Origin of the sequence: Aeromonas simiae, from assembly GCF_000820125.1 — a bacterium.
In the GTDB taxonomy this organism is placed as follows: Bacteria; Pseudomonadota; Gammaproteobacteria; order Enterobacterales; family Aeromonadaceae; genus Aeromonas; species Aeromonas simiae.
The window spans coordinates 23,086-37,397 of sequence record NZ_CDBY01000049.1 but is presented as its reverse complement, the minus strand read 5'-3'; the positions used below and the strand labels follow the sequence as shown (position 1 = coordinate 37,397).

At 61.2% G+C, this 14,312-nt stretch carries 14 protein-coding genes and 3 tRNA genes; 8 read left to right on the top strand and 9 right to left on the bottom strand.

The window, feature by feature from the left end; translation table 11 throughout:
- Window positions 1–9: 9 nt before the first annotated feature.
- The 7 genes from BN1134_RS08665 to BN1134_RS08635 all read left to right on the top strand — a co-directional run bounded on the left by BN1134_RS08665 (window position 10) and on the right by BN1134_RS08635 (window position 6,597).
- Window positions 10–1,566: an ABC transporter substrate-binding protein gene (locus BN1134_RS08665; protein ID WP_042046731.1), complete on the top strand. Its 1,557-nt coding sequence runs from the start codon at window positions 10–12 to the stop codon at window positions 1,564–1,566.
- A 104-nt stretch (window positions 1,567–1,670) separates the two neighbouring features.
- Window positions 1,671–2,645, top strand: a complete 975-nt coding sequence (locus tag BN1134_RS08660; RefSeq protein ID WP_042046625.1) for an ABC transporter permease — start codon at window positions 1,671–1,673, stop codon at window positions 2,643–2,645.
- 2 nt (window positions 2,646–2,647) lie between these two features.
- Window positions 2,648–3,583: an ABC transporter permease gene (locus BN1134_RS08655; RefSeq protein ID WP_042046623.1), complete on the top strand. Its 936-nt coding sequence runs from the start codon at window positions 2,648–2,650 to the stop codon at window positions 3,581–3,583.
- A 96-nt stretch (window positions 3,584–3,679) separates the two neighbouring features.
- Window positions 3,680–4,285, top strand: coding sequence for a DUF2057 family protein (locus BN1134_RS08650; protein WP_042046622.1), 606 nt, complete (start codon window positions 3,680–3,682; stop codon window positions 4,283–4,285).
- A gap of 55 nt (window positions 4,286–4,340) precedes the next feature.
- Window positions 4,341–4,769: an HIT domain-containing protein gene (locus tag BN1134_RS08645; RefSeq protein ID WP_042046621.1), complete on the top strand. Its 429-nt coding sequence runs from the start codon at window positions 4,341–4,343 to the stop codon at window positions 4,767–4,769.
- A gap of 100 nt (window positions 4,770–4,869) precedes the next feature.
- A complete protein-coding gene (locus tag BN1134_RS08640) occupies window positions 4,870–5,577 on the top strand; it encodes a DUF3334 family protein (RefSeq protein WP_042046619.1) in 708 nt (235 codons plus the stop codon).
- Between the two features lie 321 nt (window positions 5,578–5,898).
- Entirely contained in the window at window positions 5,899–6,597 is a 699-nt protein-coding gene (locus tag BN1134_RS08635; protein ID WP_042046618.1) for a DUF3334 family protein, read from the top strand.
- Window positions 6,598–7,313: 716 nt separating this feature from the next.
- Here BN1134_RS08635 and BN1134_RS08630 read toward each other — a convergent pair.
- Together BN1134_RS08630 and BN1134_RS08625 are read right to left on the bottom strand one after the other, a co-directional pair.
- Window positions 7,314–8,408 carry an anhydro-N-acetylmuramic acid kinase gene (locus BN1134_RS08630; protein ID WP_042046615.1) on the bottom strand — a complete coding sequence of 365 codons (1,095 nt, stop codon included), beginning with the start codon at window positions 8,406–8,408 and terminating at the stop codon, window positions 7,314–7,316.
- Window positions 8,405–9,688 (bottom strand): peptidoglycan DD-metalloendopeptidase family protein, encoded by a 1,284-nt coding sequence (locus BN1134_RS08625; protein ID WP_042046613.1) that lies wholly within the window; start codon window positions 9,686–9,688, stop codon window positions 8,405–8,407. The genes BN1134_RS08630 and BN1134_RS08625 overlap by 4 nt, the downstream gene beginning before the upstream one ends.
- A gap of 110 nt (window positions 9,689–9,798) precedes the next feature.
- Here BN1134_RS08625 and tyrS point away from each other — a divergent pair, with 110 nt between their 5' ends.
- On the top strand, window positions 9,799–10,998 hold the full coding sequence (tyrS, locus tag BN1134_RS08620; RefSeq protein WP_042046612.1) for a tyrosine--tRNA ligase: 1,200 nt from the start codon (window positions 9,799–9,801) through the stop codon (window positions 10,996–10,998).
- Window positions 10,999–11,050: 52 nt separating this feature from the next.
- On the opposite strand, the gene BN1134_RS08615 is transcribed toward tyrS, so the two are convergent.
- From BN1134_RS08615 to BN1134_RS08585, 7 genes are all read right to left on the bottom strand, one after another.
- Window positions 11,051–11,905: an alpha/beta hydrolase gene (locus tag BN1134_RS08615; RefSeq protein ID WP_042046610.1), complete on the bottom strand. Its 855-nt coding sequence runs from the start codon at window positions 11,903–11,905 to the stop codon at window positions 11,051–11,053.
- 46 nt (window positions 11,906–11,951) lie between these two features.
- Window positions 11,952–12,524 (bottom strand): TetR/AcrR family transcriptional regulator, encoded by a 573-nt coding sequence (locus tag BN1134_RS08610; protein ID WP_042046609.1) that lies wholly within the window; start codon window positions 12,522–12,524, stop codon window positions 11,952–11,954.
- Between the two features lie 57 nt (window positions 12,525–12,581).
- Window positions 12,582–13,223 carry a response regulator transcription factor gene (locus BN1134_RS08605; RefSeq protein ID WP_042046607.1) on the bottom strand — a complete coding sequence of 214 codons (642 nt, stop codon included), beginning with the start codon at window positions 13,221–13,223 and terminating at the stop codon, window positions 12,582–12,584.
- A gap of 124 nt (window positions 13,224–13,347) precedes the next feature.
- Window positions 13,348–13,432 (bottom strand) — tRNA-Tyr (locus BN1134_RS08600).
- Between the two features lie 31 nt (window positions 13,433–13,463).
- Window positions 13,464–13,548, bottom strand: a tRNA-Tyr gene (locus BN1134_RS08595).
- 33 nt (window positions 13,549–13,581) lie between these two features.
- A tRNA-Tyr gene (locus BN1134_RS08590) sits at window positions 13,582–13,666 on the bottom strand.
- A 130-nt stretch (window positions 13,667–13,796) separates the two neighbouring features.
- Window positions 13,797–14,282, bottom strand: coding sequence for an NlpC/P60 family protein (locus BN1134_RS08585; protein ID WP_042046606.1), 486 nt, complete (start codon window positions 14,280–14,282; stop codon window positions 13,797–13,799).
- Window positions 14,283–14,312: the final 30 nt, after the last annotated feature.

Below are 14,312 nucleotides of genomic sequence, written 5' to 3'. Positions count from 1 at the left end.
GAGAACAAGATGAAGAATGGATTGTCCAAGATTGCACAGGCGCTGCTGGCTGCCGGTCTGGCCTTCAATGTCTCTGCCGCCGATATCAAGGTGGCCGTGGCCTCCGATCCCACCTCGCTGGACCCGCAGGAGCAGCTCTCCGGCCAGACCCTGGAGATGTCCCACCTGGTGTTCGATCCGCTGATCCGTTACACCCAGGATCTGCAATTTGAGCCGCGTCTGGCCGAAAAATATGAGCGTATCGACGACAAGACGGTGCGCTTTCACCTGCGCAAGGGGGTCAAGTTCCACTCCGGCAACGACTTTACCGCCGATGACGTGGTGTGGACCGTCAACCGCCTGAAGGCCTCACCGGACTTCAAGGCGATCTTCGACCCGATCGCCGCGGCCAAGAAGGTCGATGACTTCACCGTCGATATCATCACGGTCAAGCCCTATCCGCTGGTGTTGCAGACCGCCACCTACATCTTCCCGATGGATGCCAAGTTCTATAGCGGCAAGACCAGCGAGGGCAAGGACAAGGCCGAGATCATCAAGAACGGCGCCTCGTTTGCCTCGACCAATGTCTCCGGCACCGGCCCTTTCACCGTCAAGTTCCGCGAGCAGGGGGTCAAGCTCGACTATGCCCGCAACCCCAACTACTGGGACAAGGCCTCCAAGGGGAACGTGGATAACCTGACCCTGGTGCCGATCAAGGAAGACGCCACCCGTGTGGCCGCCCTGCTTGGCGGTGACGTGGACGTGATCTATCCGGTGGCGCCGAACGATCTGGATCGGGTCAAGAAGGGGGCCAACACCCAGCTGGTGACCCTCTCCGGTACCCGCGCCATCATCATCGAGCTGAACCAGAACACCAACCCGGCCCTTAAGGACAAGCGGGTGCGCCAGGCCATCGACTACGCCGTCAATCAGGTGGGGATCGTCCAGAAGATCAACAAGGGCTTCGGCACCCCAGCCGGCCAGCTGAGCCCGAAGGGCTACGCCGGTTACAACGAGGCGCTGACCCCCCGTTACGATCTGGCCAAGGCCAAGGCGCTGATGAAGGAGGCCGGTTACGAGAAGGGCTTCAAGATGACCTTCATCGCCCCGGCGGCCCGTTACGTGAACGACGTGAAGATTGCCCAGGCCGTCTCCGCCATGCTCTCCAAGATCAACATCAAGGTGGATCTCAAGACCATGCCGGTGGCCCAGTACTGGCCGGAGTATGACAAGTGCGCCGCCGACATGCAGATGATTGGCTGGCACGCCGACACCGAGGACAGCGCCAACTTCTACGAGTTCCTGACCTACACCAAGGACGCCAAGACCGGCATGGGCCAGTACAACTGCTCCGGCTATGCCAACCCGGAGGCGGACAAGCTGGTCAATGAGGCCAACAGCGAAACCGATCCGGCCAAGCGGGCCGCCCTGCTGCAAAAGGTCGAGGCCATCTTGGCCGAAGACGCGCCGTTTGTGCCGCTGCACTGGGAAGACCTGGCCTATGGCGCCAAGAAGAGCGCCGACATCAAGCCGGTGGTCAACGTGATGAACTTCCCGTACTTCGGCGATCTGGTCATCAAGCCGTAAGCGCTGGCGGCTCAGTTAGCACCAAGGACACGGCGGGGGCGCGGGCCCCCGCCTTGATACAGAAGCCTGTACTCCTATAAAGCAGGCCACGTAGAAGGATCAGCATGTTCACATTTCTACTCAAACGGTTTTATCAGGCGGTGATCGTGATGTTCGTCATCAGCCTGGTGGCCTTCGCCATTCAGGACAACCTAGGCGATCCCCTGCGCGAGATGGTGGGCCAGTCGGTCTCCGAGGCGCAGCGTCAGGTCCTGCGCGACCAGATGGGGCTCAACGATCCCTTCTTGGTCAAATACGCCCGCTTCCTCAAGGGGGCCGTTCACGGCGATCTCGGCACCTCCTACTTCTTCAAGCGGCCGGCACTCGAGGTGATCCTCGACAAGCTGGTGGCGACCCTGGAGCTGGTGTTCGGTGCGTCGCTCATCATCGTCTTGGTTTCGATCCCACTCGGCGTCTACTCGGCCATCCGGCCGCGCAGCGTGCTGACCAAGATCATCATGGGGGTCAGCAGCATCGGCATCTCGATCCCGGTGTTTCTCACCGCCATCATGTTGATGTACCTCTTCTCGATCCAGCTCGGCTGGCTGCCCGCCTATGGCCGTGGTGAGACCGCCAATCTGCTGGGCTGGGAGTCCGGTTTCTTTACCTGGGATGGCATCAAGCACCTGATCCTGCCGAGCGTGGCGCTCTCCTCGATCATGTTGCCGCTGTTCATTCGGCTGGTGCGCTCCGAGATGCTCGAGCAGCTCTCCTCTGAGTACGTGAAGTTTGCCCGCGCCAAGGGGCTGGATGACCGGGTGGTCTACTATCGCCACGCCCTGAAGAACACCATGCTGCCGGTCATTACCGTGGGCGGCGTGCAGATCGGCACCATGGTGGCTTACACCATACTGACCGAGAGCGTGTTCCAGTGGCCGGGCACCGGTTTTCTGTTTCTCGAGGCGATCCATCGGGTCGATACCCCGCTCATCACCGCCTACGTCATCTTCGTCGGGCTCATCTTTGTGGTGACCAACACGCTGGTGGATCTGCTCTATGGTCTCATCAACCCGACCGTCAACCTGACCGCCAAGGGGTAAGCATGACTCACGCCGTGACGACGGGCCGCTGGGCCCGCTTCAAGAATTCCGACATCGTCTACTACTTCCTGCGCGACAAGGTGGCGATGTTCAGCTTTGCGCTGTTTCTCATCTATGTGGTGGCGGCCCTGCTGGCTCCCTGGGTGGCGCCGCACAACGTTTATGACCAGACCAGCTTCGATCTGATGGATGCGGAGCTGCCCCCCTCCTGGCTGGAGGGCGGCGAGGAGCGCTTCTGGCTCGGCACCGACAACCAGGGGCGCGACATCTGGAGCACCATCCTCTATGGCTCGCGCATCTCGCTGACCATCGGCCTGTTTGCCGTGGGATTGCAGATGGCGATCGGGGTGGTGGTGGGCCTGCTGGCCGGCTACTTCGGCGGGCGGCTCGATAACCTGCTGATGCGCGTGGCCGACGTGCAGCTGTCGTTCTCCACCATGATGGTGGCCATCATCATCTCGGCCATCTTCCAGGCGGCGTTTGGCTCTGAGTTCTACTCGAAGTACGCCATCTTGATGCTGGTGGTGATCATCGGGGTGGCCGAGTGGCCCCAGTACGCCCGCACCGTGCGCGCCTCGGTGCTGGCCGAGAAGAAGAAGGAGTATGTGGAGGCGGCCAAGGTGATGGGCTTTCGCGCCCCGCGCATCATGTTCCGCCACATCCTGCCCAACTGCCTGTCGCCGATCCTGGTGATCTCCACCGTGCAGGTGGCCAACGCCATCATGAGCGAGGCGGCGCTCTCCTTCCTCGGGCTCGGCATGCCGGTGGATCAGCCTTCGCTGGGGTCGCTTATCAGCGTGGGCTTTAACTACATCTTCTCCGGCTCCTGGTGGATCACCGCCTTCCCCGGCGTCTGCCTGGTGGTGCTGGTGCTGGTCATCAACCTGCTGGGGGACTGGCTGCGCGACGTGTTCAACCCCAAGATCTACAAGGGGTAACCCCTCTCTCCAACAGGGCCTGCGGGCCCTGTTATTTTTCTGTCATCTGGCTCGGGTAAGGTGCCAGCCAGTCAACATGACAGAAGGATGTCACCCATGAACACACCGCTGACCGCCGCCTTGTTCGCCACCCTCTGTGCCACTGGCGTGCAGGCCGAGGTTCGTCTCACCCTGCCCGATGAGGTGCGGCTGCTCAGTGCCGGCCAGGGCCATCAGGAGGGGCCGCAGCTGGTGCTGCCCGATGGCATGAACCAGTTGCTGGTGCAGTACGACGGGGTGGAGGAGAGCCGCTCTTCAGGTGAGAGCGATCGCCATTTTCGCTCTTCACCCCAGGTGCTGCGTTTCGAGGCGGCCGGTACGGCGCTCACGTTCGGGGCCTTGCCCCATGGCTCGGCGCAAAAAGAGGCCTTTGCCCGGCAGCCCGGCTTCACTTTGCAAAACGCTCTGGGCAAGGGGGTACCCCTGATGCAGGATGCCATGGTGGTCAACGGATTGCAGATCGGCGTAGACTGGGGCAGCAAGCTGGCCGAGTACAACCGTAGCGGCGGCAAGGTGGCCCTGGTGGAGAGCCTGGGGACACCAGCGCCGGGGGGCGAGGCGTTGCCGGCAGGCACCCTTGAGGGGGAGTTGCAACGCTTGTTCCGCAGCGCCGATCCGGCCCTGCAACGCCGCTTCATCGGCTGGGCCGCCAACCAGCTTTGAGTTCGCCCCGGCTTGCAGTAAGGTGGGCACGATGTCGTGTCCACCGGAGTTCTGCATGTTTGAACTGCATCCTCGCCTTGCCGCCGATACCCGGGTGGTGGGCGATCTTCCCCTCTGCCGGGTACTGCTTTCCCGTGACAGCCAATATCCCTGGCTTATTTTGGTGCCGCGTATTGCACAGCTGCGCGAGATCCACCACCTCGGCGAGGCCGATCAACAGCAACTGATGCGCGAGTCCTGCGCCGTGGCGGCGGTGATGGAGGCGAGCCTGCATCCGGACAAGATCAACGTGGGGGCGCTTGGCAACCTGGTGCCCCAGCTGCACCTGCACCATGTGGCCCGTTTTGCCTGCGATGCGGCATGGCCTGGGCCTATCTGGGGTGCCAAGCCGCCGCAGCCTTATAGCGAGGCGCAGTTGGAGCCGCAGGTGGCGCTCTGGCGCGAGCGGCTGGCCGGGGTGGATGGCTTTATTCCGGCTCAGTGACCCACGGGGGAGGTGCGCGGCAGCGTGATCCCCTCTGCGTTTACCCGCACGGGACTATGGTATAGATAGGGCCACAACAACAGAGTCAGGAAGTCAGAAGATGTTTCATAGTCAGGATGAAGAGATCAGGGTCGTGACCACAGAGGATGTGTTGCTCGGCCTCTGCCATTCGGTGACCGATGTGCTGAGCGCCGCGACCCAGAGCCAGGTGCGTTTTTCCGGCATGGTGCAGCGCATCAGCAAGACCTGTCTTAAGCCCGATATCGGTTGTTTTGTGCTGTTCGACGGCGGTTTCTCCGGGTTGGTGGTGATCAACTTCTCCGCGGCCGCCGCCATGGAGCTCTATCAGGACTACATGCTGAGCATGGGGTTGTCGAAGGAGGATCTCGCCATCTCCCACACCTCGGACGAGGTGAGCAACGTGATGGGGGAGCTGATGAACCAGATTGTCGGCAGCTTCACCAACAAGGTGGGGCGCGAGTTGCAGACCCACATCACCCAGAACCAACCCAAGATGCTGGCCCTCAACAAGCAGGTGATGCTGAGCGTCGACACCAACCTCGACAATCCGGAGACCCGGCGGGTCACCTTCTTCACCGGTCGCAACAACATCTTCTATCTGGAGTTGGCGATGGATCGCACCGAGTTCATCAAGATCCACGATAGCGATGTACAAGAAGAGGTTGATCCGGACGAACTGATCGCTCAGGCCAAGGGACAAAGTGCCGGGGTCGTGGTGTCTACGCTCGCGCCGAGTAAGAGCGAGCGCAGTGCGCATGATGATCTGCTCGATTCACTCGGTATCTAGGGCGCGGCAATAGCGCCGCGTTGTTGCAAGGCGGGTGGCCACTAAAACGGGTGGTCATCCGGCTGCAAGATATCCCATAGGGTCATTTGGCGACGAGAGTGTCGACCTCGCAGCAACAAGGCAGCGGTTTGCAACCGCTGCCTTATGTTTACTAAATAGATATAAACTCATCGACCCAGTTTTTATTTTGTTACATGTTGTTTTGTTTTGGCTAATGAATGAATGAATGCGTCGTCAGCCGTCGTGGCTCGTCCCTGAGGCTTTGTCCTTTACGTGACGATGGTATAGGGTGTCAGGCCCTTTATCGCCAGGACATTTGAAATGCATCATAAGCATGATGACGCGACCCGAATTTTGACTACAGACGATGTACTGCTGAGTCTTTGTAACTCAGTGACTAAAGTACTGACGTCTGCCGCACATAATAATATTCGTTTTTCTGGCATGGTTCAGCGAATTAAAAAGGCGGGTCTCAAACCGGATATCGGTAGCTTTGTGCTGTTTGACGGTGGATTCTCTGGGCTGGTGGTCATCAATTTCTCTGCCGCTGCGGCAATGGAACTCTATCAGGATTATATGAAGAGCATGGGCTTTCCTCAGGAAGAGCTGGCCATCTCTTACACTTCTGATGAGGTGGGGAATGTGATGGGGGAGCTGATGAATCAGATCGTCGGCCGTTTCAGCAAAAAGGTGGGCCGCGATTTACAGACTCATATTTCCCAGAGTCAACCTAAGATGCTGGCACTGAATATGCCTATTTTTCTGAGTATCGATACCAACCTCGATAATCCAGAGATGCGTCGTGTGACTTTCTTCACCGAGAAGAACAATATCTTCTACATGGAACTGGCGATGGATCGTACCGAGTTTATTAAGATCCACGATGGCGCCATGCTAGAAGAGGTCGACCCGGACGAACTGATTGCGCAGGCCCGGGAGCAGAGAGCCGAGCAGGGGGCCGCTGCAGTGCCTGTTGAGAGTGGTGAGCATGACGCACTGCTCAGCTCCCTCGGTATCTAAAGAGCCAGGCTTTTTGCTGGTTCAGTTTCAATGACGTGTTGGAAGGCCAAGCCTAAAGTGAGTCGTTACTTCAGACTCGGCGCTTGAGCTTTCCAACATGGATTGTCTCTCTGTCTACACGTTCCGATATTCCATTCTCAAACGTACCCCCATCCTCTTTATATCGCGATTGGGTGATCTTCTCTGTTTTAACTATCACAGCGAGCCAATTATTTTATATTTCACGCTGAGTCGCGTAGTGAATATTTATCCCTGTGCTGATAAGCATCGTCGTGCGATATCTTGGGTTATTATTAATCCTGATAGGCATATGGCGCATGATATTACCCCATAACCCCCCTCTCTTTTTATTGCACTCCTTATTTTATAAAGTCAGCGGCAAAGTAATAGCCGCCTGGATGCTATTTTAGTCTGAATGAAATAATAAAATGACAAGGCGCATGGCGCCATATTATCCACCGTGTTGCCTAGAAACAGGTATTTGTCTCCTATCTTATTTAGCATTGCGAGATGATGTCGGTGACGGCCACGTCATTAATCATTTATTTATATGGCTTAATGAGATGGACGAATTTCTTGGACGCTTGCCGTCATGAATAGGGGGGCGTTGGGCATACCTGAGTCATGGTTGCGGCAGCATGCCGGGTCGCGAATGCGATGAGATAGTCAACATGTTGTGCATGGGGCGCCGAAGCGCCCCATGCTGCTGTCGTGTGTCAGGGGGCGGGGTAGAGGGTGCCGAGCACGGCGAGGCGGCGGGCTCCGGTCACCGCCGGCAGGTTACCCGGCTCGCGCAGCAGGAAGCGGTGGGCCAGCCAGGCAAAGGCGGCGCCCTCGACCCAGTCGGGATGGATGCCAAGGGCACTGGTGTCGGCGACCCGCCAGCCGGGCAGCAGGGCGGCGAGGCGCGCCAGCAGCAGTGGATTGTGGGCACCGCCACCGCAGATGAACAGCGCACCGGGCTGGCCCGGCAGGGCGTCTGCGATGGAGCGGGCGGTCAGCTCCAGCAGGGTGCGCTGCACGTCGGCGGGCACCACGCCGATGTGGTGGGCGAGGCGCTCATCGAGCCATTCGGCGGTGAAGGTCTCGCGCCCGGTGCTCTTGGGGTAGGGTTGGGCGAAATAGGGGTGAGTCAGCAGATCCAAGAGCAGCGGCTCATGCACCTTCCCTTGCGCCGCCCACGCCCCACTGGCATCGAAGGTGCCGCCATAGTGACGTCGGTACCAGCCGTCGAGCAGGGTGTTGCCGGGGCCGGTATCAAAGCCATAGACCGCTTCGGCCGGGCCGGGCAGCACCGAGATATTGGCGATGCCGCCGATGTTGAGCACCACCCTGGGCTCGCTCGGGCTGCCAAAGCAGGCCTGGTGGAAGGCCGGCACCAGCGGCGCCCCCTGACCCCCTAACGCCATGTCCATACGGCGAAAGTCGGCCACCACGTCGATGCCGGTGCGGGCCGCCAGCAGGTTGCCGTTGCCGATTTGCAGGGTAAACCCGAGCTCGGGGCGGTGACGGATGGTCTGGCCGTGGGAGCCGATGGCGCGCACCATGGTCGGGGCGACGCCGGCCTGCTCCAGCAGGACATGGGTGGCGGTGGCGAAGCACTCGGCCACCAGATTGTCGGCCACGCCCATCCGGTCGATTTCGTTGTCACCCGGGGTGCACAGGGCGTGCAGGGTGGCCACTTCGTGCTCTGCCCAGGGGTGGCAGAGGGCGGATTCAACCTCCCAGCCATCGTTCCCCTCCTTGAGCAGCACCGCATCGATGCCATCCATGCTGGTGCCTGACATCAGACCGATGTAACGCGGGATCATGGGCGTTCTCCATTCATGGCTAGGCGCGGCTCATCCGGCCGCTCCAGCCGTGCCAGCAGGGGGGCACTGCCGGCACGAAAGCGCGCCAGCTCGCGACCGCTCAGGGCATCGGCCTTGGGTAGGGTGACGGTGCGCGGGTTCTTGTGTACGCCGGCGACCAGGAATTCGTAGTGCAGGTGCGGCCCGGTGACGCGGCCGGTGCCGCCGAGCAGGCCGATGGTCTCCCCTTGCTTGACCCGCTCCCCCTTGTTCACGGTGCGCTTGGAGAGGTGCAGGTATTTGGTCACATAGGTGCTGTCATGGCGGATGAAGACGTAGTTGCCGTTGAACGGGTTGTAGCCGGCGGCCACGACCGTGCCCGACCCTGAGGCCATGATGGGGGTGCCGACCGGCGCCACATAGTCGATGCCGTTGTGCGGGCGCACCTTGCCAGTGACCGGATGCAGCCGGCGCGGATTGAAGTTGGAGCTGATGTAGCGGAAGTTGACCGGTGCGCGCAGGAAGCTCTTGCGCATCGCCTTGCCCTCCGGGGTGTAGTAGTTGCCATCGGGCCCCAGCACGGCGCGGTAACGCTCGCCCTGATTGACGAACTCGGCGGCCAGTATGTCGCCGGCGGCCACCTTCTCGTCATCGCGAAACTTCTCTTCGTAGATGACGGTGAAGTGATCGCCGGGCTGCAAGTCCTGAGCAAAGTCGATATCCCAGCCAAACAGGGTCGCCAGCGCCATGATCTGGATCTCGTCCATGCCGGCATCGACCGCCGCATTCCAGAAGCTGGAGCGGATCTCGCCGTGGGCCACCGCATCGCGGGTATCCAGATCGATCTTGAGGTGACGGGCGTCGAATCCCTCCTCGGTGCGGTTGACCCGCAGGGTCTGCTCGAGGGAGTGGGGGTAGTCGAGGCTGTGCAGCCGTCCTGCCGGGGTGAGCTTGAAGGTCAGCTCATCGCCGGGCTTGATGCGCCGCAGCGGCTCGGCGGCGGCCAGCTGGTCGATTTCATGCAGCTCGGCGGTGTCGAGCCCGAGGCGCTGGAAGATGACCCCCATGTTGTCGCCACGGCGCACCCGCACGCTGCGGGTCTTGAGGCGTGGGCGTTCGACCTGCGGCTCGGCACGCGGGGCGGGGGGAGGGGTGAGCTGCGCTTCGGGTAGGGCGGCAACCCGCGTGGCCTCGGTGTGTTTGCTGGGCCAGGCGGCCAGCATCATTGTCAGGATCCCCAGAATGAGCACCATCTTGCGATGCCAATGGGGAAGGGTGTTGAAGGCGGTCCAGATCACCATGCAAAAAGGGGGCAAACGAGCACAATCCCGCGATTTTACAGGCTTTCCAATTGTCCTGCCATTCCAGTAAGATGAGCGGTCTTGTGGAAACGTGATTGGAGAGACGAAACATGTCCCAGCTCGAGATGGCGCTGGCCGAGATTAAGCGCGGAGCGGAAGAGATCCTGGTCGAAGAGGAACTGGTTGCCAAGTTGAAGGAAGGGCGCCCGCTGCGCATCAAGCTGGGGATGGATCCGACGGCGCCGGACATTCACCTGGGTCACACCGTTATCCTCAACAAGCTGAAGACCTTCCAGGATCTGGGGCATGAGGTGATCCTGCTGATCGGCGACTTTACTGCCCAGGTGGGTGACCCTTCCGGCAAGAACGCCACCCGTCCGCCGCTCTCCGAAGAGGCGATCAAGCACAACGCCATGACCTACGCCGAGCAGGCGTTTAAGATCCTCGATCCCAAGAAGACCCGCATCGAGTACAACTCCAGCTGGCTGGGCGAGTTGGGCGCGGCCGGCATGATCAAGCTGGCGGCCAAGCAGACCGTGGCGCGCATGCTTGAGCGCGACGACTTCAAGAAGCGCTACGCCGGCGGCCAGTCCATCGCCATCCACGAGTTCCTCTATCCGCTGCTGCAAGGCTATGACTCGGTGGCGCTGAAGGCCGACGTCGAGCTCGGTGGCACCGACCAGAAGTTCAACCTGCTGATGGGGCGCGAGCTGCAAAAGGATGCCGGCATGGCGACCCAGTGCGTGCTGATGATGCCGCTGCTGGTGGGGCTGGACGGGGTCAAGAAGATGTCCAAGTCGGCCAACAACTACATCGGTGTGCACGACAGCCCGAGCGAGATGTTCGGCAAGATCATGTCGATCAGCGACACCCTGATGTGGAACTACTACGAGCTGCTCTCGTTCCGCCCGCTCCCCGAGATCGAAGGGTTCAAGGCCGGCATTGAGGCGGGCACCCTCAACCCGCGCGACGTGAAGATCTGGCTGGCTAAAGAGATCATCGCCCGTTACCACGATGCGGCGGCGGCCGAGGCGGCCCATGAAGACTTCACCCAGCGCTTCTCCAAGAACGCCATCCCGGACGAGATGCCGGAGCTGACCCTGGCGCTGGAAGGGGAAGGCATGCCGGTGGCCAACCTGCTCAAGGAGGCCGGCCTGGTCGAGACCACCTCCGAGGCGCTGCGCATGATCAAGCAGGGCGCGGTCAAGATCGACGGCGATAAGCTTGACGATGGCAAGGCGCTGATCGGTGCCGGCACCGCCGTCTATCAGGTGGGCAAGCGCAAGTTTGCGCGCATCACCCTGGCGTGATGGTCACCGGATAGAAAAAGGCCTCCCAAGGGAGGCCTTTTTCATGGGCGCTTCACAGCGTCTGTCGCAGATGACCGATGGCCGAGAAGAGCGGGGCACTGGCCAGGATGCGGCCGTGACCGAGCCCCTCTGTGGTAATGAGAGAGACATGCTCCCCCTGCTCGGCGGCCCGGGCTGAGTCGAGATAGGGGGCGAAACGATCCTCCCGGTCGTGGACTATGGTGGCGGGGCTGGTCCGTGCCAGCAACTGTCCCAGCGGGTCCAGATTGGCCAAGGGGAGCTGGAACTCCTCTTCGATGTCGCGCACCACGGCCTTAAACAGGGGCATGGAGTAGCCGGAGCGCGCCACCATGCCATAGAGTTGGGGCACATAGTCGAGCACAGGGGCGATCAGCAGCAGCGGCACACCGGCCAGTGCCGGATGGTGGCTCGAGAGTACCACGGCGGCCCCCATGCTGTGGGCGGTGACCGCGACGGGGGGCGCCTCGTGCTCGAGCAGGGTCTCCAGGGTGTGCAGAAACAGCGGCAGGTGGCCGTGACGACCGGCACTCTGGCCATGAGCCGGGTGGTCGTAGGCCAGGGCGGTGAAGCCGGCGGCGGCAATCTGCTCCATCAGGGGAAAGAACTGGCGGGCGCTGCCTGACCAGCCGTGCACCAGCAGCCACACGGGGCCGCTGCCGAGGCGATAGGTCATGATCTCGCCTTGCGGGGTGGCGAGCGGTTGCTCACTTAGGCCTGCCGGCGCCGCGATGGCGCGCTGATCGCGCTGCGGGGTCAGCAGCAGATCCCGGGCGACGCGTTTGGCATGGCGCGGGGCCAGGCGGTGGTGCAAGGTGGTGGCCATGCCGGTCATCATGCGGCGCAGTGAGAGACGCCGCCCCGTGTTGAAGTAGATCTTGCTGCTCATGGAACCTCTTTAGTACGGTCGTGCTTTTTTGTCGCTTTTTAAAAAATCAGGGATGCCAGCTCGCCATCAGCCGCTCCACTTCAGGCCAGAAGGGGGCGGGCAGGGCCAGCGCATCAAATACCTGAGCGCCCAGATAGAGGCTGTAGAGGCGGTAAACCGCCTGCCAGGGGTCGAGCGCGCTATCCCAATCGCCCTGCTGCTGGCCGAGAACTATCTGGCGTTGCAGGTAAGCGAGCCATTGGTGCACGAAGTCGCGCGCGGCCTGTTGCACCTCTCCTTCATGGGGCGCGCTCCAGGCATCGAGGAACATGCAGCGACCGCTGAAACTTTCGTTCCAGGCCAGCCAGGCCTCGAGCAGGGCGTGCAGCTTCTGCGCCGAGCCCGCGGGCTGAGCCATGCGCACCGGTGCGATGACCCGCTCGCGAAATACGGTGGCGGCGTACTCAAGCACCGCCAGTTGCAGGTTCTCGCGCGAGCGGAAGTGGGCAAACAGCCCGCTCTTGGAGAGGCCGCACTGCTTGGCCAGCTCACCGATGGTGAGGCTCTCGAGACCAAAACGGCTGGCCTGCTCGAAGGCACTGGCCAGTATGTTCTCGCGGGTGGCGCGCCCCTTGCCCATGGGTTCAACTCCTCGTCACAAGGGGGCGAGGATAGCACGCTCGTGCTGTTTGTCGATCTAATCCTGGGGCAGGTCGAGCTGTTGCAGGGCGATCACCGCCTGGGTGCGGTTCTTGACCCCCAGCTTGCGGAAGATGGCGGTGATGTGGGCCTTGATGGTGGCCTCGGAGACATTGAGCTCCCAGGCGATCTGCTTGTTGAGGCTGCCATCGCGCAGCATCAAGAGCACCTTGTACTGTTGTGGCGTCAGGCTGGAGAGGCGCTGGGCCAGCGACTCTTTGCCGGGGGCACTGTCGAGTTCAATCCCCTCCGGCAGCCAGGTATCCCCCTGCAATACACAGCCAAGCGCCTCGATGAGCCGCTTCATGGGGGAGGATTTGGGGATGAAGCCGACGGCGCCCATCTTCATCACCTGGCTGATGATGGTCGGGTCCTCGGTGGCGGAGACCACCACCACCGGCAGATCGGGATATTGGCCGCGCAGGTGGGCCAACCCCTCCAGACCGTTGGCGCCGGGCATCTTGAGATCGAGCAGCAGCAAGTCCACCTCATCCTCTCCGCCGAGCAGGGCGAGCAGCGAGTCGATGGAGTCGGCTTCGAGCAGGCGAGCGTCGCTCATGGCCATCTGTACGGCCTGATAGAGGGCGCCGCGAAAGAGGGGGTGGTCATCGGCGATGACGATGGTCTGGGTGCTGTCCATGGCGTGACCTGTCAGGGATTTGGTCTGCACGCTAGCACCCGGCCCTGGCAGGGTCAAATGGAGTTGATGGAAATGTGAGGAGACAGAAAAGCGAAACCCCGGCAAGGCCGGGGTCTCTGAAGAGTGGTGGAGGGAGAAGGATTCGAACCTTCGAAGGCAGAGCCGTCAGATTTACAGTCTGATCCCTTTGGCCGCTCGGGAACCCCTCCACAGGGGCATTGCATATTGTGTTCAGGAAGATGGTGGAGGGAGAAGGATTCGAACCTTCGAAGGCAGAGCCGTCAGATTTACAGTCTGATCCCTTTGGCCGCTCGGGAACCCCTCCACGGGGTATTTCCTGATTGTTGCACTTGATAGATGGTGGAGGGAGAAGGATTCGAACCTTCGAAGGCAGAGCCGTCAGATTTACAGTCTGATCCCTTTGGCCGCTCGGGAACCCCTCCCCAAGTGCGAGGCGCATACTACCAGAATCTTGGCGCTTGTGAACCCCGAGAACGAAAAAGATTGATGGTAAAAGCCCGTTTGGCGGTTTTTTGAGTATGTTTGCTTGTTTTTCGCCCTTTAATGGGCGTTTCATGACCCGTAGGCGGACTGTTGCACCATCAGCAGGATGGGGTCCATGCGGCGGGCCTGCCAGTAATGCTTGCGCCAGTAGACGTTGTCGAGGCGCGAGCGGATCACCCCCTTGCTGGTGGAGGCGTGGATAAACTCGCCCGCTCCGGTATAGACCCCGACGTGGTACTGGTTCCAGCCGGTCTTGAAGAAGACCAGATCGCCGTGACGCAGCTGGCTGCGGGTGATGGGCTGACCGAGGTTGGCCTGGGAGGTGGTGGTGCGCGGCAAAGAGAGGCCGAACACCTGCTGGTAGGCGAGCTGAGTGAAGGCCGAGCAGTCGAGGCCGGCGCGCGAGTTGCCGCCCATGCGATAGGGTACGCCGCGCCACTGCTGGTAGAAGCCGTCAAACGCCTGGTTGCGGCTGGTGGGAGGCGGTGCCTGATCCGGCGTACTGGAGCAGGCGGCGAGCAGCAGTGTGACACAGCACAGAAGAAAATAGCGCATCCGGCCTCCTTGATGGGGGAAGAACGGCAT

Excerpts from the sequence above, each read along its gene's own strand:
- BN1134_RS08665 (WP_042046731.1), top strand. The coding sequence starts at position 10 with ATGAAGAATGGATTGTCCAAGATTGCACAGGCGCTGCTGGCTGCCGGT.
- BN1134_RS08660 (WP_042046625.1), top strand. The coding sequence starts at position 1,671 with ATGTTCACATTTCTACTCAAACGGTTTTATCAGGCGGTGATCGTGATG.
- BN1134_RS08655 (WP_042046623.1), top strand. The coding sequence starts at position 2,648 with ATGACTCACGCCGTGACGACGGGCCGCTGGGCCCGCTTCAAGAATTCC.
- BN1134_RS08650 (WP_042046622.1), top strand. The coding sequence starts at position 3,680 with ATGAACACACCGCTGACCGCCGCCTTGTTCGCCACCCTCTGTGCCACT.
- BN1134_RS08645 (WP_042046621.1), top strand. The coding sequence starts at position 4,341 with ATGTTTGAACTGCATCCTCGCCTTGCCGCCGATACCCGGGTGGTGGGC.
- BN1134_RS08640 (WP_042046619.1), top strand. The coding sequence starts at position 4,870 with ATGTTTCATAGTCAGGATGAAGAGATCAGGGTCGTGACCACAGAGGAT.
- BN1134_RS08635 (WP_042046618.1), top strand. The coding sequence starts at position 5,899 with ATGCATCATAAGCATGATGACGCGACCCGAATTTTGACTACAGACGAT.
- BN1134_RS08630 (WP_042046615.1), bottom strand. The coding sequence starts at position 8,408 with ATGATCCCGCGTTACATCGGTCTGATGTCAGGCACCAGCATGGATGGC.
- BN1134_RS08625 (WP_042046613.1), bottom strand. The coding sequence starts at position 9,688 with ATGGTGATCTGGACCGCCTTCAACACCCTTCCCCATTGGCATCGCAAG.
- tyrS (WP_042046612.1), top strand. The coding sequence starts at position 9,799 with ATGTCCCAGCTCGAGATGGCGCTGGCCGAGATTAAGCGCGGAGCGGAA.
- BN1134_RS08615 (WP_042046610.1), bottom strand. The coding sequence starts at position 11,905 with ATGAGCAGCAAGATCTACTTCAACACGGGGCGGCGTCTCTCACTGCGC.
- BN1134_RS08610 (WP_042046609.1), bottom strand. The coding sequence starts at position 12,524 with ATGGGCAAGGGGCGCGCCACCCGCGAGAACATACTGGCCAGTGCCTTC.
- BN1134_RS08605 (WP_042046607.1), bottom strand. The coding sequence starts at position 13,223 with ATGGACAGCACCCAGACCATCGTCATCGCCGATGACCACCCCCTCTTT.
- BN1134_RS08585 (WP_042046606.1), bottom strand. The coding sequence starts at position 14,282 with ATGCGCTATTTTCTTCTGTGCTGTGTCACACTGCTGCTCGCCGCCTGC.